Consider the following 21543-nt stretch of genomic DNA (forward strand, 5'->3'; position numbering starts at 1 on the left):
CCCCCTTTAATTATTTTCCTCTGTTATTTGAATAAATACCTCTTCTAAATTACCTGAAGCCTTACTATAATTTATAACTGGTATGTCTTTTAATACTAACTTTTTTAAGATATCCTTAGCTTCTTTGTCTCCACCAGCTAAATTAATAGTTATTTTATTACTATCAACAGATATTTCTTTTATTTCTGGCTGTTCTTTTAAAATCCCAATAGCCTCTTGAACTTTATCCATAACAGTTATATTTATAGGGGCCGTACCTGATGCCATTAACATAACTTCTTCTACTGTTCCTTCACAAACTATAGCTCCATTTTTAATTATTCCTATTCGAGTACATATTTCACCAAGTTCAGATAATATATGAGAGGAAACTATTATAGTCTTTCCCATTTCCTTAAGATTTTTTAATATTCCCTTCATTTCGAATCTTGCTCTTGGATCCATACCTGAAGCTGGCTCATCTAATATTAGTACTTCTGGATTATGAACTAAACACCTAGCTAGGCATAGCCTTTGCTTCATTCCTCTAGATAATCCATCTACATTTGCATCATATTTATCCTGTAAATTTACAAGTTCTAGTAAGTCCAAGGATAATTTTTTTGCTTCTTCTCCAACTATTCCATATATGGATGCATAAAATTCTAAATACTCTATTGCTTTTAAATTATCATAAACTCCAAAGAAATCAGGCATATATCCTATTTTATCTTTTAAGGCTCTATTGTTTTTTATAGCATCTATACCATCTACATAAACCTCTCCACTATCTGGGGAAAGAAGCCCTGATACTATCTTCATAGTAGTACTTTTTCCTGCACCATTTGGTCCTATAAATCCAAAAATCTCGCCCTTTTTGATTTCTAAGTTTAGGCCTTTTAATGCTTTAAAACTACCATAGGATTTTTCAAGATTTTTTATAACTAGCATTATCTTTCCCTCCCTTTAACAGTTATCATTGGAATCATTGCTTGACCCTTCATATCATCTACAGTATATTTAATTTTAATATTATTATTATTTATATAGTTTTCTAAATCAGTTATTTTTTCATAGCCATTATACATATTAAGCTTATCATAAGAATCTGTTTTATAATTGTAGATATATCTATCTGCAGATTCTTGACCTGAATAACCATATCTATCTACACCTTGTTTAATAATTAAATCTACAATTTCTATATTACTGTCTACTTTATAATTAAATACCACATCTCCTTGTCCATAGATATATCCATTATATTCATCTATATGAACATTGCTTGATGCTGACTCCACAGTTCCTTCAAAATATCCATCTGGGAAATTATAATCTCCATTTTTATCTTTAAATTCTAATTCTGCCTCTTGAACTATAGCTGTTGTATCGAACTTAGAAATTGATTTTTTTCCAAAATTAATACCATATTCTATAGGTAAATCTGTTATTGCAATTAATTTAACACCTTTATTAATAGAAATTTCATTAGATACAGCTCCAAGTAAAGCTGAAACTCTTACTATATTTTTAAATTCATCACTTTTTAATTCATCCTTATTATTCCATCTTGCTTCATAATATTTTTGATTTAATGTATCAGCATAAGCCTGTAAGCTTGCTACTCCTACTGTTTTTAATTCAGAAATTTCTTTTTCTTCATCCTTCTTCATGGCTCCCATGTCCCAAACATTTCTTCCAACAACTAATAGTAATCTATTAATATCATATCCTGAAGTATTTTTAACTTTCCCATTTAAGTTTCCTTCAGATAGTTTAAATTCTGATTCTATTTTAGAAAGCACTTCTTCCTTTCCAGTTACCTCAAAGGATTTCATATCTAAGGCATCACTATTATGGAAAGTAAAATACGAATTATTTCCACTATAAGTAGTCTTAACCCTTAACACATTGCTAACTTCTTCTTCTTGATTTCCATAATAATAGTTATCCTCAGTAGAATAATTCATAGTTAAATCTTCTGGCTTTTCGATAATTACATCTGATTTATATTTTGTCCCTATTCCTAAATAACCTTTAGCTATTGATTTACCATCTTTATCTACAAATATTATATTATTTTGGTTTAATACAATATCATTCACCCTTGTTTTAGAGCCCATAAAGTAAATTATTAATGTAAATAATATTGATGCTAAAGGTATTGCAATCCATGCAAAGTCTCTTTTATTTATCTTTTTTAAAACTATATAAATAGCTATTCCAATTACAGCTATATATATTACAAGTACAATGATTAAGGACCTAATTCCTACTATTTCATTAATAGGAATATATCTTGTTAATTCGCTTGTTCTATAATATCCTTGACCATATCCACCGTTATAATTTATATTAGCCATATTATTTATAGCATTTAATAATAAAGAATTAATAAAACTTTTAGAATCCTTTGATGATATAAAAGGCTCTAACCCTAAATCAAAGGTTGTAACTAATATTTCTCCTTTTCCTTTTTCAATAGAATATGCTAAGGGATTTATTTCATCTCCTATTTTAATTTTTCCACCTTTAACTTCTAAATCTGAAAAAATTAAATTTAAGTTTTCATCTACTATTTTCACATTTTTTTCTTTATTACCTTTTGATTTTATATCCAAAAAGTCACTATCTATATTATTAATAGTTTTTGCTTCATTAGCCCCTGCCCCTATTATTAAAGTACCACCTTTATTTAACCAAGAATTTAAAGCGGTATATTGTTCCTTCTTTAAGTTTGCCATATTATAATTATTAATAAAAATTACATTCAAACCATCTATGTTTAAACTATTTTCTCCAATTAACTTTTCATCTAACTGTACTTTTTCAATTGTTCCTTGTACTTCTTGTATACCTTTATATGGATTATTCATCTCAAAGAAAATACTTCCTGTATAGCTTAAAGCTGTAGGATCATCTGTTAATATCCCCATAAAGAGATTTGATTCTGAAACTCTACCATTTGAAATTAAGCTTTTCTTTTCAAATAAAACCTTTCCATTCTCCATAAGATTAACTGTAATCTTACTAGAACCTTCTAATATCTTAATTGGTATAGTTACCTTTCCTGTTTCGCCTTTAGCTACAGAAATCTCCTTACTATAAGCATCATAAGTAGATGTATAACTGCCAGATGTTCTTATTTCCACTTCACCATTAAAATCCTTTTCAGAACTAGTAAATTCAACAGTAACAGGAATATATTTTAAGGCTCTATATTTTCCTTCTATTCCTGAAGTAATCTTCATTTCATAAGCTTCAGCTTTCTTCTCATCTGCCTTAGCCACAAAACTTCCAATAGGTAAAGTAAAAATTATTAAAGCTACTATAGCAATTATTATGCTGTTTTTAAAAAATGCCTTCATTATTTAACCCCCTTAAATTGCATTTATTATATATTTAAATTTTAAACCAAATAATAGAAATTTATCTTAACAAATCCTTAAAATTTTCTTATTTTGTTTAAATAAACTAAATAAATATCATTAAATTTATATTATTTTAATTTTACTACTATTATCTCCACTTTTCTATATAATGTTAAAACTTTATAATTTTGTAATTTTTTGATGGAGTAAGATTATTTTCACATTAATTTACTCTTTTAAGTTTACGTAAACTTTTTAATAAATATAAAAATAAAAGACCATTACATGAACTTAGCATATAATAATCTTTTAATAAGTTATTTTCTTTCTCTATAATTACTTAATATTCTTACATAATGATTAGCTTCCCTTAATACGTGATCTGCTAAAAGCGGCAATATTATAGATTTTATTTTACAATCTTCTATTCCTTCTGTTCCTGCCTTTTTAAAGTCTCTTAGTTTAATTGTCTCCATCAGTGTCTCATCCCTAACAGCTAAAGTTGTTGCACTAGTCATATTTTTTGCTTTTTCAATTAACTCACAATATTCTTTAGCAAATTTATCTGAAGTATTTATTAATTCCTCCTCGCTTGGATCTAATAGACCTCTAATAAATAATGAATGCTCCATCATTATTTCATCCCAAAACAGCTCTGTTTCTTTAATACTTCTTTCCTCAATATCCTCATCATTTTCAATATCATATACATAAGCACGATATAATTTAGCTTCACGGAGTATGTGTTCAATAAGTAATGGATAATTTGATGTAAACAACTTACAAGATAACATATCATTTAAAATTCTAGTCTTTAAATCAATAAGTCCATCTAATGATTTAATAGCTCTACTATTAATCTTCTTTATGGAACTGATTAATTTTGAATCAACTTCAATATCATCATTACTACTTAATTTTAATTCTAGCATAGTTATTTTAGAATTAATTTCTATTCCTGTATAGTATTCTGTCTTTTTTTCAGTGTTTAAAGTATGATCAGTATAAATTTCTCCTGAATTCAATACACATTCTCTAATATTTCCATCACTTAACTTAACTGTTTCTAATAGTATTTTCTCAAATTGCACTTTATAATCATTTGCTTCCTTAGAAAGCTTAGTATTTTTAGCTGTGAACCCTGCTTCTAAAAAAAGTGAATGCTCTTTCATTATACGTGCAAAAAACAGATGTAGTTCCAAAGATAATAATGCATACCTTTTACGACTTAACATAGCAATCCTCCAAAATTTATTATTATATTATATTTTAAAGTTTTGCTTTATATTCATATTCATCATTTAATTAATTAAATATCTAATCTTATTATCTCTTATATTTTTCTTCTAATTTTCTTATATCTTCTTTATTATCTATCCATTCTTCCGTATATCCACAATCACAACACATATATCTTGAAACATTAACTGTTCCCTTTAGAAAACCAATTCTAATATTATTTCCTACTCCATAAGCCCCTGTCTCACCTGGTATCCTAATAATTTTATTGCTATTGCACTTAGGACATATTTTTGTATTTTTCATAACTTCTTTCCCCCATAAATAATTTAAATTGTAATTTTTAGCTTAATCACCCTAATAAATCCTTATTTAACATTTACTTCAATACATTTTTTTATTTATATATCTAGTAATAAATATGCATCCCAGAAGGAGACAATTTAGAGTTTTAGTTAAAGTTCTATTTTAATATATCTATAGTATTGGAATTGGCAGCCTTTCTTGCTGGAATAAAGCTTGAAGCAAGTCCTATTACAATTGAAATTACTACGGCTAATAAACCTGTAAATAAGTTTGGTGTAATTACTAATTTTAAAAATACTGATATTATATTAGCAACTATTATTCCTAAAATATATCCTATTATTCCACCTACTATAGTAATTAATATTCCTTCTATTAGAAACTCTCTTTTTATATCTCTTTTTCTTGCTCCAAGGGCTCTCTTTATACCTATTTCCTTAGTTCTTTCAGAAACTGATGTGTACATCATATTCATAAGACCTATACTTGCTATAAATAAGGAAATACCTGCTACTGACGCAATAAATGTAGTTATAGTATTAAGTACTCCACCTAATAAATTTACTATTCCACTAGTATCTATTATTTGATACTTACCTTCTATCTTATTTCCTTCAATTGAGTTTAATACATTTTCTATTTCCTTCATACTAGCTTTAACATCTTTATCTTTTTTTAAAGTAATAGTTAAACCGGCTACTTTTTTAATACTAGAAAAATATTTATTATAGGTTTCCTTAGGAATTTTCACATCTCCACCCATATTAATAAAACTTATTTCCTCTTCTGCTGGCGCTTTTTTTATACCAACAATTTCAAAGGATATTCCATTAATAGTAGCTATCCCCCCTATTAATGCTTCTACATCCTCAAAACTATTTTTCAAAGATTGTTCTGACATAAATATTACTCTGCTCTTAAGCAAGTTATCATTTACTTTCAAATTTCTTCCAAAGGCTTCTTCTTCAGCACTAAAATCATCTACTGCCTTAACTAAGGAATTAATCTTTTCCCCTCTTATTTCAAATTCCATTAATTCACCAAAGGAATTATCACTATATTGGAATTCAACTGATTCAACTGAATCTAAACTTTCAACTTTACTTTTATGTTTGTTGCCGAAAAACTCCATATTTGATGTGTTTTGCATATAATCATCTGGAGTAAAAGTAGCCATAAGTACAACTGCTCCGTCATTTTCTCCTGTAAATTCTTTAATAGTTTTATTTTTATACCCTTGTCCTAAAGCTACTATTGCAATAACTGATGTTATACCAATTACTATTCCTAACATAGTTAATATAGATCTTTTTTTATTCCTATTTAAATTTCTTAAGGCAGCAAAAACTAAAACTTTAAATTGCATTTTTCTCTGCCTCCTTAAGTTCTCCATCAAAAATCTTAACTATTCTATTTGCTTTATTAGCTACATTTATATCATGAGTTATTAAAATAATTGTTATTCCTTCTTTATTTAATTCTTTAAATATATCTATTATTTCTTCAGAAGTTTTACTATCAAGAGCACCTGTTGGTTCATCTGCTATTATTATCTCAGGATTATTTACTAAGGATCTAATTATTGATATTCTTTGTTGTTGTCCACCTGATAATTGATTTGGATATTTATCAATCTTATCTATTAAATTTACCTTCTCTAAAAGTTCCTTTACTCTGTTCTTTGTTTTCTTTATTCCACTACCCATATATAACATAGGAAGTTCTATATTTTCTTTAATAGTTAATCTATCTATTAAGTTAAAATCTTGAAAAACAAAGCCAATACTCTTATTTCTTAGCTTACTAAGTAAATCATCATTTAAATTTTCTATTTCTTCTCCATTAAGTAAATAGACTCCTTCAAATTCCTTATCCAATAGCCCTAATATTTTAATCATAGTAGATTTACCAGAGCCCGATGGTCCCATTATAGCTAGAAATTCTCCCTTTTCTATTTCTAAATCTACATCCTTTAAAGCATGTAATTTTTCATCTCCTGAAGTATAATATTTATTTATCCCCTTCAGTTTTATCATATTAAACTTCCTCCTTACTATCTTCTGAAGGATTTAACATTATTTTATCTCCTAGCTTTAAAGTATCATTTTGAACTATATAATTATCATCTTTAAGAGTAGCTGTTATTTCTATCTTTTTATTATTTTCTCCCTCTGCTAACATAACATATAATTTTCCTGACTCTTCTATAACAGAACTTTTAGGCACTACTATTTCACCTGGATTTACTGTTAATTCTACGCTAAATCCAATTTTTATACCTTTATCAGGCTTCACATAAAATGTATATAAAGAAGATTTTTGATCAAGTGACATAGTAGGAATATCATAAATTTTAGTTATCTTACCAGTAACCTTACTATTGTTACTTACAATCTTAATATCCACCTTGCTATCTAATTTAAGTTCATCAATATCAAACTCTGAAGCTTGTGCTGCTATTAATGAATCTTCAGAAATTACTCTCATATATTCACTTGTAGGATCTTCTTTATTTATATAAACTTTCCCACTTATTTCTGCTATTACAGATTTCACAACCTTTTCTTTTAATGAATCCCTCTTTGAAATAGTATCATTTAAATTAGATTTTAATTCTTCTATTGCGCTACCACTATTTAATTGATCTACTGAAGCTAAATTTGCTGGATTTTGATTATTATTAACATTAGATTCTGCTTCTTTTTTTAAAGCTTCTGCCTTACTTTCTCTTTCCTTTTCCTTCTCTATTTTAGAACTCAAAGAATTTATTTGCCTATCTAACTCATATACTTGTTCTTGAATAGATTCATTATAGTAATTAAAAAGAACAGTATCTTTTTCAACTATTTGCCCATCCTCAACAAATACTTCATTCACTTCACCTTTAGAAGGATCTAACATTATTCTTTGTTCATCGCTTATAATACTACTTCCCTTAAATTTTAATCCTGAAGTATCTTCTATTGTGAAATACTCCACAATATTTTCTTTATTAGTTACTAACTTTGCCTTATTTTTAACATATAAAGCTCCACTTATTGTTAATCCTAAAGCTACTATAAATATACTACTTCCTATTATTATTTGCTTTTTTTTCATATACTCCCCCATGCAGTAAAGGAGCTGCATAAAACAGCTCCCAAATTAATACTTATAAATTATACCTACTATTATTAATGTAATTTAAAATAAATTAATATCTTTTTATTAACCTTATAACCTAATTCTCAAGCTCTCCCTTAGCAAAATATATATCTTTTTTCTTGTAAATAAAGAAAATCATTAAAGCTGGGAAAATTAACATTATAAATGAACCTATACCTATCCCTGAAGATATTGCTTTAAATATAAATGATAAAATTTCAACTCCTATAAACATATATGCTCCAATAGGCTTTTTTAATAAAAGTAATATAACTGATATAGTTATAATTACTGATATAGCCAATGTTATAGACATTTCTGCTATATTTATTCCTGTTGCTACTTCAGCTAATCCCATACTCTCATAATAACTAATTATAGAGTCTTTACCAATAATAATAACTAAAGATCCCAGAATAACAAAAAATTGTCCAAATAAGTATAATACGGACATTGTAATAATTCCTGCCCCTGCCTTTTTAGTTTCTACTGTATTTTGCATTTATACTCCCCCTCATTTTTTATGAATTTGTTAAAATATATACTTATTTAAAAAGAACATTAATAATTAGAAATTAAAAATATATTTAATTCCTTGAAGATTTATACTACTAGCACATTACTTCAGTAAATAATTATATATATTAATATTTATTATTTATCAAAATATGCTTTAAACGCAAAAAAAATAACCTTAAAGGAATTTACAAATCAGTTTTAGGCGTTTATTTAATATTATTTATATATCTAGTAATACTTAATGATGCAATAAAAATACATCCTTGAAATAACAAAAATTCATAAATATCATCACATAGAATAACCATAGCTACAAAAGTAAAAAGAACATTTATAGAATACACTTTTCCATAATCCACCTTATTTATCATATTAGAAAATTAACTTTAATATTTTATTTATGATTTAAATGCAAAAAAATAAGCTTTAAAAGAATTTGAAACTCTTTTAAAGCTTTACCTTTTTATAATATTACTTTTTATTGATTATTACTTTCTAATTTAGTGTAATCCTTCTATATATTCAATTAAGTCTTTTATATTTTCTTTATTACAATTATATTCTGCAATATCATATGCATCTAACATTCCTTGTTCATCTTCTGTTCTATATTTCTTTAATTTTAACTTTATTTTTAACATACTCATAAGTATTTTATCTGCTGCATTTAAACGTTTATAATCAAAGCCTCCTCTTAAGTAGAATGTTTTTATATTTTTTAAATGTTCTTCAGTAAAATTATTATTCCATACCTTTTGAAGTTCATCTTCTCTTCCTGGATTTGCACCTGTTGCCCAAACTATAAGTTTTTTATTAGATAATAAATTATAGTTTGCCTTTATTAACCTTATTCCATTAATACCTACAGCATACAGCCCTCCACCATAAATAATTACATCATATTTTTGCAATTCATTAATTACCACATCAGACGATTCTTTCAAATCACATTTTAATTCTTCCGCAATCCATTTAGCGTATGTTTCTGTATATCCAGATTTAGACTTATATATAACAATAGATTTCAATTAACCCCCTCCAATTAATTCTTTATAAGTTTTAATAATATATTAAATTTCTTATATAAATATATACAGAGTTAAATAACCATATACTAAATATAATTATTGGTACAACAAGGACTTTTTTATGGGTTTCCTTTAAATATACAACACTAAATACTAAGCCTATTAATGGAAGAATGAATTTCACTATTATAGCGATGCTAATAAATATTAAAAATATTAATGTTAAAATACCATCTTCCCTATTTGCTTCAGTATAAAATGTTAATAATATAATTGAAGTTAGTGTAATTACAAATAAGGATATTAATATAATTAAAAATCTTATATTTACTTTTTTTAAATAATTAACTTTTACCTTTTCTATATTATTAATATCAATTTTAGAATTAATCAATTCATATTCTTTTCTGCAAGAACTACAACCCTCAATATGATCTTTAACAAATTCATTTCCATCATTACTTAAAACCCTTTCAACATAATTAGGTAATAAATCTTTTATTATTTCACATGATACTATTTCTTTCATCTTATACCTCCTACAACAAATTTGCTAAATCCATATATCTAAATAGTAAACTCCCTATTAAATATATAACTATTATTACTAAAGATATAAAAAATGAATTTGCAACATTAAAGCTACTACTTCCATATGAAGTTTTTTTCCATATCCAACAAAATAATAATGCCATCATTGGTATAAAATAAATACTTATATTTAGCAATACAAATAAACTAACTTCCAATGTAGATATTCTATGCAACCCAAGTTGAATATTTTTACATATCATAGATAAACTCACAGCAACTATACTTATTATCATAAATAAAATAAATATTAATATGATTTTAGATTTGAATTTTTTAAATACTTCTATGTCATTATTTTTTTCATTAGAATTGTTACCCTTAAGGATTTTATAATATTCCTTTTTGCAAGTATCACATCTATCTAAATGCTCTTTAATATAATCATTAGTTTCTTCACTTGAAATTTCATCAACATACATAGGTAATAAGTCTTGAATTATATTACATGATAATTTATTCTCCATCTTCTAACCTCCTAATAACCTTAGATTTACCTCTATAAAATGTAACTCTAGACCAATTTTCTGACTTTCCTAATATCTCACCAATTTCTCTAAAGCTTAAATCTCCAGTTAATCTAAGGTACATAACTTCCTTATATGGATTATCCAAAGACTGTATTATTTTATATATGTTTTTCTTATTTTCATTTGATATAACTATGGCTTCTGTAGAATTAGTACTTATGCTTATGCTTTCATCTAATGAAACATTTATTTTCTTACCTCTTTTCTCCCATTCTTGATATAAAAGATGCTTTGATATTTGACAAAGCCATACCGAAATTTTGCACTCACCATTATATTTGTGAATTGATTTAATTGCCCTTAGGAAAGTTTCTTGTGTTAATTCTTCTGATAGGCTTGTATCTTTTGTGTAACTAAGTAAAAATCCATATACAATTTTAGAGTTCTCCTTATATATTTCACCAATAGTAAGCAATGCTTCACCTCCCATAATATATATCCTCTTTTTTATTAATTCGTTACAAATGAGAAAAAAGTATTTCCCTCTATTAAATTCATAATCAAGAAATACTTTTTAAGTTAAATATACACCTTTTTAAATTTAAAAAGGTAATTCACCTTTTTTATTATCTAAATTTCAATAATATAATTTATTACTAATTAATATAAACTATAAATTTTAATAATGCTATCTCATTATAATATTATTAATAATTAGCATTATAACTAAAGGTATAAGTACTATAATATATACATATATACTTGATTTCTGTACTTTTAAATTATTTTCAAGTTTATTTTCAATATGTTTTTTTCTTTCTATAACAATAGCTGATAATAAGCATACTCCAGCAGCTAAGAAAACTATATTGAAGATTAAATCTGATACTTGTTTTCCTAATACTACTAATGCTAGTATTATTATTAGCACAGTAAATTCTACAAATACACTTCCCCACATTATCTTTTTCATTCTTGTACTCCAAATTCAAAGTATTCTTTCTAATATATTAATTCGTAACCTGTTATTTATTATATTAGATAATTTAATTTATCATTTCATTTATGATTTAAATGCAAAAAAATAAGCCTTAAAAGAATTTTAAACTCAATTAAGCCTATTTTATATCTATAGATTATTCTCTTAAAATAAACATAGATGAACACCCTATACTTCCATGACTTTTCATTATTTCACTATAATCTATAAGTTCAACTTCATATCCATTTTCTTTAAGCATTTCTGTAACAGATTTATTAGTACTTATCAGCTTCTTATTACCTAAATATACATAGTTAGTTGCTAAATCATCTGCATCCTTTTTAGAGATTTCATATAAATTCTTTATATATTTTTCTATTATCTCTTTATCATAAACATATGGTGATATAACTGCACTTTCTTTATCTAGTGTATTAAAAGCGCAATCTAAATGTATTTTGCTTTTATCAAAATTAATTGGTATAACTTTAGAATCACTTCTAAAACTTATTAAGACTTCTTGGAGTTCATTAGCTGCTTCAATAGTTGTTCTGCTACTTATTCCAACAAAAACAACATCTTTATATTTTATAACATCTCCACCTTCCATATTATTCTTCATTTTATAATATTTAATATTGTTTTCTTTTACAAAATTCATGAAATTTTCTGTTTCAATTTTTCTATCTTCTTTTCTCATTTTACTTACAAAAAGTATATCATCAACTGCAAAGCCAATATCTTGAGTGAAAACTTGATCAGCCGCATTTTTATTTATATCTAAAAAATATAACTTTACATTATTTTTACTTAATGTATTTATAAATTTGTTATATTGACTATAAAGTAAATCATAATTAATTTTATTATAATATTCATTACTTTTATCTATTATTTTATAATTTACTGGATAACACAATATACAATATTTTAATTCATCACTTTGACAATAATTATTTACCTTCATATACTTACTCCTAATCTGTTAACCGATATTTATCCTTTTATATAAGTTACCGAACTATATCTTTATTAATATCTATACATTATTGAAGCATAATACTATTTTTGCAACTTATATATTTATAATTTCAATATATGATTTATAATATTCACTTATTTTTATATATAAAATTATTAGCTAAATATAAAACTAAAGTTCCATAAATTATAAGGGTAATATATTTGAATATTATTTTCATAGTTTCCCCCACCTCTGTCAATATCTGCTTTGTGCCCAGGGGTGCTTGTGGGGTGCATATCATCTGAATCCCTCTTGCTTATAAACATATTATAGTGAAATACTTATATTTAATTACATAATTATCCTTAAATTTAATTTTATTGATTTATTTAGAAATTATTTTCACTTTTTATTCCTTTAAATGTTATTTTTTTGCTTTTTAATCTTTAATGAATAAAAAAAATAGATAAATATTATATTGATTGTAACCTCTTTATGATTTTAGTCACAATTGTATAATATTTATCTACTTTTATACTAAAATATTATTTAAATATTGGTAAGTTATTCTTAAAGCTATAACTTAAATCAGCAGTTTTATCATAATTATAAAAGACAACTTCCCATAGCTTTGAATTTATTCTTTTTATTTCTTTTATGTTATCTAAATTGACAGCATAAGACTTATGTGTTCTTAAAATATTTTTATAGTTTATTTCTTTTATTATATTGTCTATACCATTTGTTCTTATATTAATAGAACCAACTCTAGTATGTATTATGCACTTTTTTAAATAGTATTCTAAAAACAAAATATCTTTATGATATATCTTTATTTGATTTCCATTTATGTCCTTAAAGAAAATATAATTATTCTTTTCTATTTTCTTTAAATGCCTTAAAAATTTATCTACTAACTCAAATACTTTTTCAAGTGCATAGGGTTTTAATAAATAATCAAAACAATTTACTTCCTTTAAAGCTTCGACTATATATGATACCTGTCCACTAATAAATATTATTGGACTTATCTCATACTTATCTATTTGTCTTATAAACTTAGCAAAATCTAATCCTGATCCTTCTTTTAATTTTGTATCTAGAAAAAATAAATCTATAATATTTCCACTATCAATAATTTTTTTTGCTTCCTCTTCACTTTCTGCTTCATATACTCTCACATCTAAGAACTTTTCCTCAATGCATTTTTTCAGCATTTCCTTCTGATAAACTTCGTCCTCTAGCACCAAAATATTCATTTATTTACCCCCTAAAATACCATTACAATATTTCCTATTTTATATTATTTATTACTATTTGTAAATATATAGCAATATTTCTTGTAATATATTACAATTTTACTATTAAACTTACAATTTATTCCTAATTCTTATTATCATCAATACAAGCTTTTGAATATATTATCAATATAATATTTATTTTAGGAGATTATATGAGATATTTTATAAAAACTTCCGATAATGCTAGAATACTAGTGGAAGATTTAAATTCTGATTCAGATAAAACAATATTATTTATACATGGCTGGCCTTTAAATCATAATGCATATGAATATCAATTTAACTTTTTTGGTGAAAAAGGTTATAGATGTATTGGTATAGATTTAAGAGGATTTGGAGAATCTGATAGACCTTTTAATTGCTATGATTACGATACTATGGCTTCAGATATAAGAAAGGTAATTGATGTTCTTGATTTAAAAAATATAACTTTAGTTGGACACTCTATGGGTGGTGCCTTATCAATTAAATATATATCAAAATATGATTCCCATAAAGTTACTAAGCTTTGCTTAATAGGAGCAGCTTCTCCTAGCTGGGTGAAAACTAAGGATTATTCATATGGTTTTACAGAAGAAGAAGTAAATAAATTCATTAAAGAATCCTTAAATGATAGACCAAGCTTTATAAGAACAAAGGTTACTAATTTATTCTTCTATAAAAATACTCCAATAGAAATGCTAAACTGGTTTAATAATATTTCCTTATCTGCTTCTCCTTGGGGAACCTTTAAGTGTTTAATTAGTTTAAGGGATGAAAGATTATTTAATGATATAAATAAAATTAAAATCCCTACTTTAATTCTTCATGGAGTCCATGATGTTATTTGTCCATATGAATTCGGTAAGTACCTTCATGAAAATATAGAAAGCTCAAAATTAATACCACTATCTGAAAGTGGACACGGTTCCTTTATTGAAGAAAAAGATAAAGTTAACAAAAGCCTATTAAACTTTATTGAAGATAATAACTAAAAAGATTATCATTTAGTTATGGATATAGCTGGAAAGCTGTAAAAAACTTAAATAAGAATGATGCTACTTAGATATCTAGTATTAAAGTCACAGTAGCATCATATTTTTTATATTTCTTCTTCTAAAATTTCCTTTAATAATTCTGGATAATCTGTAAATGCGCCATCTACTTTATTTTTAATTAATAATCTCATATGCATTGGATTATTAACTGTAAAAATATTAACCTTTAAGTTATTTTCATGAGCTTCCTTTATTAATTCTTCTGATGCAACTATTAAACTTGGATGAATTGCATCTACGCCTAAAGATTTTGCATATTCAACTACATTTACTATAGGGCTTTCATATAGAATTGCTGTTTTTATATTACTAATTGTTTTTACTTTTCTTATAGATTCATGATTAAAGCTAGATATTATAATCTTATCTTCTAGATTATAATATCTAATTAAATTAATAACATCCTCTTCTATTCCTTCATAATTAATAATATCTGTTTTTAATTCAATATTTAATAATATATCTATGTCCTTAATTAACTCTAATACTTCTTCTAATGTTGGAATATGACATTCTTCATTATCTCTAAATAGTTTTTTCCTATTATTAAAGGATTTTAGTTCTTCTAAGGTGAAATCCTTAACTAATCCTTTTCCCATAAATGTACGTTCTATATCCTCATCATGTATTACAACAAGTTTGTTATCTTTACTTTTATGAACATCAATTTCTAATCCCTTTGCTCCTGATTTTATTCCTTCTCTTAGAGAAAGCATTGTATTTTCTGGGTAATCAGAACTTGCACCCCTATGTGCAAAATTTATCATATTTATCTTCTCCCCTTATATAGATATTAATTTTCTATACTCTTAAACAATTAAAATTTTACTATAAATTGGACTTTTTTATAAATATAAATTTATCTATTATCATAGCCATAAATATACCAATGGTATAACAAATTAAGTCAGAAAATAAAAATCCATGTCCTAATACTAAAGAACCTATTAAAGTGCTCCTAACATTATTAATCCATTCCCCTTGATATAACTGTGATATTTCTATTCCATAGGAAAATATTAAAGATACTATTGCAACTTTTTTAATAGTAAGCTTATTAAATAAAAAGGCAAACCCTAAATAAACCATAGTTGCCCATAAGGTATCCCCTGCATACTTTCCTAAAAAGCTAGGAAAATAATTTATAAATTTTCTTGATGATAAGCCTAAGGCCATAGTAAATAAAACTAGCCATAAATAAATTAATCTACTTCTAGTAAAATTGCTTTTTTTAATATTAAATAAAATCTTTGAATTAATCATTTTATATAATCCCCTATTTATATATAAATATTTATTATAAATATACTAACACAATTATGCTCTAAATCCTCTAGTATCTTATAAAATATAATATTTTTATATATCAAAAAAAGTACACCTATTGGATGTACTTTTATTTTTAAACTAAATATTATGACAATTTTCGTAAAGGCCTTCAACCTTCTCCCAATCTATAACATTCCATATATTCTTTACATAATCAGCTCTTAAATTCTTATATTTTAAATAATAAGCATGCTCCCATACATCTATAGTTAAAATTGGAATTAAATCATCCATAACTGGTGAATTTTGATTTACCCTTTTAACTATTGATAGCTTTCCATCTTTATCTTTAACTAAGAATCCATATCCTGATCCAAATTGTGATATGGCTGCATTAGATAATTCTTCTTTTAATTTATCCACACTACCAAAGGTGTTATTTATTTCTTCTAGCAATTTACCTTCTGGAGCTTTCTTTGGAGTTGGAGAAAGTATTGAAAAATATAAATTATGATTTGATACTCCTCCTCCATTATTAACAACTGCTGGTCTTATCTCTTCTGGTAAATCAGCAACACCTTTTATTAATTGATCTAAGTTTTTACCTTTTGTATACTCTTCATATCCCTCTAGAGCCTTATTTAAATTTGTTTCATAAGTTTGAAGGTGTTTACTATAATGGGTTTTTACAGTTTCCTCATCTATATAAGGTTCTAACGCATTAAAATCATAGGGTAATTCTATTTTATTATACATAAATTCTTCTCCTTAATTTTAATTTTTCTACTAAACTTATTATGTTTAAATTAGTAGTTTATTTTAATTTATCCTTATATTGTGATTCTTATACACCAAAAATAGATAAATAAAGGAAAGAAAAAAGTGCATTTTAAAAATGCACTTTTATTTTATAATATTCTATTATGTTATTATATGTTATATTCTTCGTTGTAAAGTTCTTCAACTTTTCCCCAACATATTACATTCCATATATTCTTTACATAATCTGGTCTTAAATTCTTATATTTTAAGTAATATGCATGTTCCCATACATCAATACCTAGAATTGGTACTAATCCATCCATATATGGTGAGTCTTGATTTGATTTCTTAACTATTGATAATTTTCCATCCTTATCTTTAACTAAGAATGCAAATCCTGCTCCAAATAAAGTTACTGCAGCATTACTTAAATCTTCCTTTAATTTATCTACACTACCAAAAGTTTTATTAATTTCTTCTAATAACTTACCTTCTGGGGCCTTCTTTGCATTAGGAGAAAGAATTGAGAAGAATAAGTTGTGATTTACAACTCCACCACCGTTATTAATAACTGGTGTTTTTACATCTTCAGGTAATTCATTAACAGATTTTAATAATTGTGCTAATGTTTTTCCCTTTGCATATTCTTCATGATTTTCTAATGCCTTATTTAAATTTGTTTCATAAGTTTTATGATGCTTATCATAATGTGTTCTCATAGTTTCCTCATCTATATAAGGTTCTAATGCGTTATAATCATATGGTAATTCTATTCTATTATACATAAAGTTCCCTCCCTTTTTTTCTTTAATTATAGCATATAAAATATACTTTTTCAATGCAATTTATAATTATTTTCATTTAATAATAATTATCAAAAGACTTTTTATATCATTATGTGAAACTTTATATATTTTTTTGATAAATATTTTACTTGATTTTATAACCACAATAAGGACAGTATTTATAGTCTGAATCAACTACTTTCCCACAATTATTACATACATTATTAATATTATAATCATATCCATAAGTATTATTAATTTCATTTAAATCCCAATATGTTAATTCAATATTTTCACCTTTTTCTATTAACTTTCCCTTTTCCTTAGAAATCGAAAATATTTTTTTGCAACTTTCACATTCAACATAATATTTTTCATTCCACTTAAAAATGGGTATAAAAAAGAAGTGGAAAAATTCATAGTGCTTTATAACTCTTCCAATAGTTAATCTATTACAGCTCTTACATGTAAAATTATTTATTATTTTTATTTCTTTTGCTTTATTTTCTATACCAAAGATACCTATAAAAAACATACTATTCTCCTTACTTAGTTTTATAATATATTCTTATTTTATCATAAAAAAATAAGAAGTTAGATTAATTATTAATTCTAACTTCTTATCATAGTTTTTTATTCTTTTTTAAGTAATTACTACTATTTATCCCTTTACTTACTAACTTATTAATAAACTTACAATCAACTTCTAATTTAACTGTCATTAAGATATACTCCTCTGCAATTATTTTAACAAGTAGAAAAATAATAGTAAATTATACTTTATTTTTATTTAATTCATATTTTTGTTGTTCCCATGTATTATTGATATCCTTTTCAATTTTCCTTGTAAGAGATCTTTTTTCTTCTTCTGTATATGTTGGGGAATTATTTATATTTTGTTTCATATAAAATAATTTTCTTACAGATTCATTAAAACTACAGTGTTTATTTCTATCTACTCTTAACATATTATCTCACTCCTTTCAATTATTTCTCTATCTACATTATATACTCTTTTTATTAAATTTTGTTACAATTTATAGTCAAATCCTATTTTTAATTAAATTTTAAGATTTTAATACTAAAATTTTCGAATAGAACTATAAAAACTTAATTATAAAACAATATATTCTTTATATTTACTATAGTTCCTTATTCTAATAAAGAAGCTTTAGAAAATATCTAAAGCTTCCTTGAAAAACACATAAAAATAATTATTCTAAGTCTATACTAGCACCTAACTCTATTGCTAATTTATTCAATTCATAATATTCTTTTTTTCCATGTATCTTTATAGAATTTAAAAGATCTTCTATAGTAATAATATTTAATTTCCTAATTAAAAAACCTAGTAATATCATATTTGCATTTCTTTTGTCTCCAAGGTTTTCTGCTTTTGTTTCAGCATTAATCTTATATACTTTTAAATTTTTAAAATTTATTTCATCTTTTATCATATCTGAATCTATTATCAAAATTCCATTTTCCTTTATTGATTGGCTAAACTTATCTAAAGATGGCTTATTCATAACTACTACTATATCTGCTTCTGTAATAACAGGAGATCCAACTTCTTCATCAGAAATTATAACTGAACAATTTGCTGTACCACCTCTCATTTCAGGTCCATAAGATGGTAGCCATGACACATTGAATCCATTATCCATAGCTGCATAGGATAAAAGCTTACCAACAGTTAATATTCCCTGTCCTCCAAAACCTGCAAATATAATTTCTTTTTTAATCATTCTACTTATCCTCCTTATTTGTATCTTTTTTAACACCTAAAGGATAATAAGGAATCATATTTTCTCTAAGCCACTTTAAAGAATCCTGTGGAGATAACCCCCAATTAGTTGGACATGTAGATAAAACTTCAATAAATGAGTATCCTAAACCCTTTATTGAATTATTAAAAGCTTTTTTAATTGCTTTTTTAGCTTTTGTTAAATTTGCTATATTATCTACACTTACTCTTTCAACATAAGTTGCTCCATCTAAAGTAGATATCATTTCTGACACTCTTATTGGATAACCTTGTGTTTTTAAATCTCTTCCATAGGGAGAGGTTTCTGTAATTTGCCCTTCTAAAGTAGTAGGAGCCATTTGCCCTCCTGTCATACCATATATGCAATTGTTTACAAAGATAGTTACAATATTTTCTCCTCTAGCGGCTGCATGAACAACTTCTCCGGTTCCTATAGCTATTAAATCTCCATCACCTTGATAAGTAAATACTACCTTATCTGGATTTCCTCTCTTTATACCTGTAGCAACTGCAGGGGCTCTTCCATGAGCTGCTTGGAACATATCACAGGCAAAGTAATTATATGCAAGTACTGAGCATCCAACTGATGCAACACCTATGGTCTTATCTAATATTCCTAATTCTTCTATTACTTCCCCTACTAATTTATGAATTATTCCATGAGTACATCCTGGACAATAGTGTGTAGGTACATCTAAAAGAGCTTTGGTTGGCTCATATATAATCCCCATATTACATACCTCCAATAATAGATTTTACATATTGGTATATCTCATCTACTGTAGGTACTATACCACCTGTTCTACCATAAAACCTAACTTCTTCTTTTCCATTTACAGCAAGTTTTATATCTTCAACCATTTGCCCACAGTTCATTTCCACAGATAAATATCCATTTTTGCTCTTCCCTAAGGTCTTTATAAAGGCTTCATTAGGGAATGGCCAAGTTGTTATAGGTCTTATTAATCCTAAATTTATTCCATCTTCTTTAGCTAGGCTTATAACACTTTTGCATATTCTAGCTGTTATTCCAAAGGAAACTAATATCAGATCACAGGAATTTTCACAATTATATAATTCATATTTAACTTCATTTTCTTTTATTATTTTATATTTTTCTTGAAGCTTCAAATTAAGTTCTTCTAACTTCTCTGGATTTAATTCTAATGAGTTTATTATGTTATGTTTATTCCTCTTTCCTAACCCATTAGCAGCCCAAGTTTTTTCTGGTAAATCTCTTTTTGTATTTTCTTTAAATTCAATACCCTCCATCATTTGACCTAGCATTCCATCTGCCATTATCATTACTGGCGTCCTATATAAATCACTTACATCAAAGGCTTCTGATATTAAATCTATCATTTCTTGAATAGATGCTGGAGCATAAACTGGCAAATTAAAATCTCCGTGTCCTAGTCCCTTGTTTAAAAATAAATAATCAGATTGAGCTGGTTGTATTCCTCCAAGTCCTGGACCACATCTAACTACATCAACTATAAGACAAGGTACTTCTGCTGCTGCTAAATATGAAATACCTTCTGTCATTAAGCTTATTCCTGGACTAGATGATGATGTCATACATCTAACCCCTGTACCTCCACATCCATATACCATATTAATAGCTGCAATTTCGCTTTCAGCTTGTAAAAAAACTCCATTTGCCTTTTTCATATTTTTTGCCATATATGCTATTAATTCAGTTTGAGGTGTTATTGGATATCCAAAAAAACATTTGCATCCTGCTCTAATAGCAGCTTCTGCTATTGCTTCATTACCCTTCATTAAAAACTTTTCCCCCATAGTTTTCCTCCTACCTTTCAATTGTTATGACAGAATCTGGACAAATTTTTCCACAAGATGCACATGCTATACATGCACTCATAAGATTTTCATCTATTCCAGCTGGATGATATCCCTTACTATTAAAATTCTCTTTAAAACTAATAATTTTTTTGGGACATATATTTATACAATGCCCACAGCCCTTACATCTTTCCTCTTTAAATATAACCTTCGCCATTAAAATCC

The 21543-nt window shown here is 25.9% G+C and carries 27 protein-coding genes; 1 reads left to right on the plus strand and 26 read right to left on the minus strand.

Annotated features, from left to right (window positions below):
• Positions 1–6: 6 nt before the first annotated feature.
• From ACFYH6_RS14175 to ACFYH6_RS14250, 16 genes are all read right to left on the minus strand, one after another.
• Positions 7–930, minus strand: a complete 924-nt coding sequence (locus ACFYH6_RS14175; RefSeq protein ID WP_416178292.1) for an ABC transporter ATP-binding protein — start codon at positions 928–930, stop codon at positions 7–9.
• Positions 930–3347, minus strand: a complete 2418-nt coding sequence (locus ACFYH6_RS14180; RefSeq protein ID WP_416178291.1) for a hypothetical protein — start codon at positions 3345–3347, stop codon at positions 930–932. Before ACFYH6_RS14180 ends, ACFYH6_RS14175 begins: the two co-directional genes overlap by 1 nt.
• A 320-nt stretch (positions 3348–3667) precedes the next feature.
• The gene (locus ACFYH6_RS14185) at positions 3668–4585 is read right to left on the minus strand and encodes a DUF2935 domain-containing protein (protein ID WP_416178290.1); all 918 of its coding nucleotides are present in this window, start codon (positions 4583–4585) and stop codon (positions 3668–3670) included.
• Between the two features lie 91 nt (positions 4586–4676).
• Complete coding sequence (locus ACFYH6_RS14190) at positions 4677–4895, minus strand: hypothetical protein (protein ID WP_416178289.1); 219 nt, start codon at positions 4893–4895, stop codon at positions 4677–4679.
• Positions 4896–5052: 157 nt separating this feature from the next.
• Positions 5053–6261: an ABC transporter permease gene (locus tag ACFYH6_RS14195; RefSeq protein WP_416178288.1), complete on the minus strand. Its 1209-nt coding sequence runs from the start codon at positions 6259–6261 to the stop codon at positions 5053–5055.
• Positions 6251–6931 (minus strand): ABC transporter ATP-binding protein, encoded by a 681-nt coding sequence (locus ACFYH6_RS14200; protein ID WP_316344926.1) that lies wholly within the window; start codon positions 6929–6931, stop codon positions 6251–6253. The genes ACFYH6_RS14195 and ACFYH6_RS14200 overlap by 11 nt, the downstream gene beginning before the upstream one ends.
• 1 nt (position 6932) lies before the next feature.
• Positions 6933–7994: an efflux RND transporter periplasmic adaptor subunit gene (locus ACFYH6_RS14205; RefSeq protein WP_316344927.1), complete on the minus strand. Its 1062-nt coding sequence runs from the start codon at positions 7992–7994 to the stop codon at positions 6933–6935.
• Between the two features lie 121 nt (positions 7995–8115).
• A complete protein-coding gene (locus ACFYH6_RS14210; protein WP_316344929.1) occupies positions 8116–8541 on the minus strand; it encodes a hypothetical protein in 426 nt (141 codons plus the stop codon).
• 223 nt (positions 8542–8764) lie between these two features.
• The gene (locus ACFYH6_RS14215; protein WP_416178287.1) at positions 8765–8902 is read right to left on the minus strand and encodes a hypothetical protein; all 138 of its coding nucleotides are present in this window, start codon (positions 8900–8902) and stop codon (positions 8765–8767) included.
• Positions 8903–9058: 156 nt separating this feature from the next.
• On the minus strand, positions 9059–9586 hold the full coding sequence (locus ACFYH6_RS14220; protein ID WP_416178286.1) for a flavodoxin domain-containing protein: 528 nt from the start codon (positions 9584–9586) through the stop codon (positions 9059–9061).
• A gap of 31 nt (positions 9587–9617) precedes the next feature.
• Complete coding sequence (locus tag ACFYH6_RS14225; protein ID WP_416178285.1) at positions 9618–10115, minus strand: zf-HC2 domain-containing protein; 498 nt, start codon at positions 10113–10115, stop codon at positions 9618–9620.
• 10 nt (positions 10116–10125) lie between these two features.
• Entirely contained in the window at positions 10126–10644 is a 519-nt protein-coding gene (locus tag ACFYH6_RS14230; RefSeq protein ID WP_316345517.1) for a zf-HC2 domain-containing protein, read from the minus strand.
• Positions 10634–11137 carry a sigma-70 family RNA polymerase sigma factor gene (locus ACFYH6_RS14235; protein ID WP_316345518.1) on the minus strand — a complete coding sequence of 168 codons (504 nt, stop codon included), beginning with the start codon at positions 11135–11137 and terminating at the stop codon, positions 10634–10636. The genes ACFYH6_RS14230 and ACFYH6_RS14235 overlap by 11 nt, the downstream gene beginning before the upstream one ends.
• 198 nt (positions 11138–11335) lie before the next feature.
• On the minus strand, positions 11336–11620 hold the full coding sequence (locus tag ACFYH6_RS14240; RefSeq protein WP_316345519.1) for a hypothetical protein: 285 nt from the start codon (positions 11618–11620) through the stop codon (positions 11336–11338).
• A 163-nt stretch (positions 11621–11783) separates the two neighbouring features.
• On the minus strand, positions 11784–12596 hold the full coding sequence (locus ACFYH6_RS14245; protein ID WP_416178284.1) for a dimethylarginine dimethylaminohydrolase family protein: 813 nt from the start codon (positions 12594–12596) through the stop codon (positions 11784–11786).
• Positions 12597–13138: 542 nt separating this feature from the next.
• The gene (locus tag ACFYH6_RS14250; protein ID WP_416178283.1) at positions 13139–13852 is read right to left on the minus strand and encodes a LytR/AlgR family response regulator transcription factor; all 714 of its coding nucleotides are present in this window, start codon (positions 13850–13852) and stop codon (positions 13139–13141) included.
• Between the two features lie 194 nt (positions 13853–14046).
• Here ACFYH6_RS14250 and ACFYH6_RS14255 point away from each other — a divergent pair, with 194 nt between their 5' ends.
• Positions 14047–14868, plus strand: coding sequence for an alpha/beta fold hydrolase (locus ACFYH6_RS14255; protein WP_416178282.1), 822 nt, complete (start codon positions 14047–14049; stop codon positions 14866–14868).
• A gap of 107 nt (positions 14869–14975) precedes the next feature.
• Here the strand turns inward: ACFYH6_RS14255 and ACFYH6_RS14260 are convergent, their stop codons facing one another.
• The 10 genes from ACFYH6_RS14260 to ACFYH6_RS14305 all read right to left on the minus strand — a co-directional run bounded on the left by ACFYH6_RS14260 (position 14976) and on the right by ACFYH6_RS14305 (position 21535).
• Complete coding sequence (locus ACFYH6_RS14260; RefSeq protein WP_416178281.1) at positions 14976–15698, minus strand: glycerophosphodiester phosphodiesterase; 723 nt, start codon at positions 15696–15698, stop codon at positions 14976–14978.
• A 61-nt stretch (positions 15699–15759) separates the two neighbouring features.
• A complete protein-coding gene (locus ACFYH6_RS14265) occupies positions 15760–16194 on the minus strand; it encodes a DUF2809 domain-containing protein (RefSeq protein WP_416178280.1) in 435 nt (144 codons plus the stop codon).
• Positions 16195–16338: 144 nt separating this feature from the next.
• Entirely contained in the window at positions 16339–16956 is a 618-nt protein-coding gene (locus tag ACFYH6_RS14270; RefSeq protein WP_416178279.1) for a superoxide dismutase, read from the minus strand.
• 173 nt (positions 16957–17129) lie between these two features.
• A complete protein-coding gene (locus ACFYH6_RS14275; protein WP_416178278.1) occupies positions 17130–17747 on the minus strand; it encodes a superoxide dismutase in 618 nt (205 codons plus the stop codon).
• Between the two features lie 145 nt (positions 17748–17892).
• Complete coding sequence (locus tag ACFYH6_RS14280) at positions 17893–18282, minus strand: zinc-ribbon domain-containing protein (RefSeq protein WP_416178277.1); 390 nt, start codon at positions 18280–18282, stop codon at positions 17893–17895.
• 238 nt (positions 18283–18520) lie between these two features.
• Positions 18521–18715, minus strand: coding sequence for a hypothetical protein (locus tag ACFYH6_RS14285; protein WP_316345034.1), 195 nt, complete (start codon positions 18713–18715; stop codon positions 18521–18523).
• Between the two features lie 246 nt (positions 18716–18961).
• Complete coding sequence (locus ACFYH6_RS14290; RefSeq protein ID WP_316345033.1) at positions 18962–19495, minus strand: 2-oxoacid:acceptor oxidoreductase family protein; 534 nt, start codon at positions 19493–19495, stop codon at positions 18962–18964.
• Position 19496: 1 nt separating this feature from the next.
• On the minus strand, positions 19497–20246 hold the full coding sequence (locus ACFYH6_RS14295) for a thiamine pyrophosphate-dependent enzyme (RefSeq protein ID WP_416178276.1): 750 nt from the start codon (positions 20244–20246) through the stop codon (positions 19497–19499).
• 1 nt (position 20247) lies between these two features.
• A complete protein-coding gene (vorB, locus tag ACFYH6_RS14300; RefSeq protein WP_416178275.1) occupies positions 20248–21315 on the minus strand; it encodes a 3-methyl-2-oxobutanoate dehydrogenase subunit VorB in 1068 nt (355 codons plus the stop codon).
• Positions 21316–21325: 10 nt separating this feature from the next.
• The gene (locus tag ACFYH6_RS14305; protein WP_416178274.1) at positions 21326–21535 is read right to left on the minus strand and encodes a 4Fe-4S dicluster domain-containing protein; all 210 of its coding nucleotides are present in this window, start codon (positions 21533–21535) and stop codon (positions 21326–21328) included.
• Positions 21536–21543 lie beyond the last annotated feature (8 nt).

The organism is Clostridium sp. HCS.1, assembly GCF_047900555.1.
Lineage (GTDB): Bacteria > Bacillota > Clostridia > Clostridiales > Clostridiaceae > Clostridium.

What these genes read in the sequence shown, in the direction of transcription:
- ACFYH6_RS14175 (WP_416178292.1), bottom strand. Translation starts at nt 930, where the DNA reads ATGCTAGTTATAAAAAATCTTGAAAAATCCTATGGTAGTTTTAAAGCA.
- ACFYH6_RS14180 (WP_416178291.1), bottom strand. Translation starts at nt 3,347, where the DNA reads ATGAAGGCATTTTTTAAAAACAGCATAATAATTGCTATAGTAGCTTTA.
- ACFYH6_RS14185 (WP_416178290.1), bottom strand. Translation starts at nt 4,585, where the DNA reads ATGTTAAGTCGTAAAAGGTATGCATTATTATCTTTGGAACTACATCTG.
- ACFYH6_RS14190 (WP_416178289.1), bottom strand. Translation starts at nt 4,895, where the DNA reads ATGAAAAATACAAAAATATGTCCTAAGTGCAATAGCAATAAAATTATT.
- ACFYH6_RS14195 (WP_416178288.1), bottom strand. Translation starts at nt 6,261, where the DNA reads ATGCAATTTAAAGTTTTAGTTTTTGCTGCCTTAAGAAATTTAAATAGG.
- ACFYH6_RS14200 (WP_316344926.1), bottom strand. Translation starts at nt 6,931, where the DNA reads ATGATAAAACTGAAGGGGATAAATAAATATTATACTTCAGGAGATGAA.
- ACFYH6_RS14205 (WP_316344927.1), bottom strand. Translation starts at nt 7,994, where the DNA reads ATGAAAAAAAAGCAAATAATAATAGGAAGTAGTATATTTATAGTAGCT.
- ACFYH6_RS14210 (WP_316344929.1), bottom strand. Translation starts at nt 8,541, where the DNA reads ATGCAAAATACAGTAGAAACTAAAAAGGCAGGGGCAGGAATTATTACA.
- ACFYH6_RS14225 (WP_416178285.1), bottom strand. Translation starts at nt 10,115, where the DNA reads ATGAAAGAAATAGTATCATGTGAAATAATAAAAGATTTATTACCTAAT.
- ACFYH6_RS14230 (WP_316345517.1), bottom strand. Translation starts at nt 10,644, where the DNA reads ATGGAGAATAAATTATCATGTAATATAATTCAAGACTTATTACCTATG.
- ACFYH6_RS14235 (WP_316345518.1), bottom strand. Translation starts at nt 11,137, where the DNA reads ATGGGAGGTGAAGCATTGCTTACTATTGGTGAAATATATAAGGAGAAC.
- ACFYH6_RS14240 (WP_316345519.1), bottom strand. Translation starts at nt 11,620, where the DNA reads ATGAAAAAGATAATGTGGGGAAGTGTATTTGTAGAATTTACTGTGCTA.
- ACFYH6_RS14245 (WP_416178284.1), bottom strand. Translation starts at nt 12,596, where the DNA reads ATGAAGGTAAATAATTATTGTCAAAGTGATGAATTAAAATATTGTATA.
- ACFYH6_RS14250 (WP_416178283.1), bottom strand. Translation starts at nt 13,852, where the DNA reads ATGAATATTTTGGTGCTAGAGGACGAAGTTTATCAGAAGGAAATGCTG.
- ACFYH6_RS14255 (WP_416178282.1), top strand. Translation starts at nt 14,047, where the DNA reads ATGAGATATTTTATAAAAACTTCCGATAATGCTAGAATACTAGTGGAA.
- ACFYH6_RS14260 (WP_416178281.1), bottom strand. Translation starts at nt 15,698, where the DNA reads ATGATAAATTTTGCACATAGGGGTGCAAGTTCTGATTACCCAGAAAAT.
- ACFYH6_RS14265 (WP_416178280.1), bottom strand. Translation starts at nt 16,194, where the DNA reads ATGATTAATTCAAAGATTTTATTTAATATTAAAAAAAGCAATTTTACT.
- ACFYH6_RS14270 (WP_416178279.1), bottom strand. Translation starts at nt 16,956, where the DNA reads ATGTATAATAAAATAGAATTACCCTATGATTTTAATGCGTTAGAACCT.
- ACFYH6_RS14275 (WP_416178278.1), bottom strand. Translation starts at nt 17,747, where the DNA reads ATGTATAATAGAATAGAATTACCATATGATTATAACGCATTAGAACCT.
- ACFYH6_RS14280 (WP_416178277.1), bottom strand. Translation starts at nt 18,282, where the DNA reads ATGTTTTTTATAGGTATCTTTGGTATAGAAAATAAAGCAAAAGAAATA.
- ACFYH6_RS14285 (WP_316345034.1), bottom strand. Translation starts at nt 18,715, where the DNA reads ATGTTAAGAGTAGATAGAAATAAACACTGTAGTTTTAATGAATCTGTA.
- ACFYH6_RS14290 (WP_316345033.1), bottom strand. Translation starts at nt 19,495, where the DNA reads ATGATTAAAAAAGAAATTATATTTGCAGGTTTTGGAGGACAGGGAATA.
- ACFYH6_RS14295 (WP_416178276.1), bottom strand. Translation starts at nt 20,246, where the DNA reads ATGGGGATTATATATGAGCCAACCAAAGCTCTTTTAGATGTACCTACA.
- vorB (WP_416178275.1), bottom strand. Translation starts at nt 21,315, where the DNA reads ATGGGGGAAAAGTTTTTAATGAAGGGTAATGAAGCAATAGCAGAAGCT.
- ACFYH6_RS14305 (WP_416178274.1), bottom strand. Translation starts at nt 21,535, where the DNA reads ATGGCGAAGGTTATATTTAAAGAGGAAAGATGTAAGGGCTGTGGGCAT.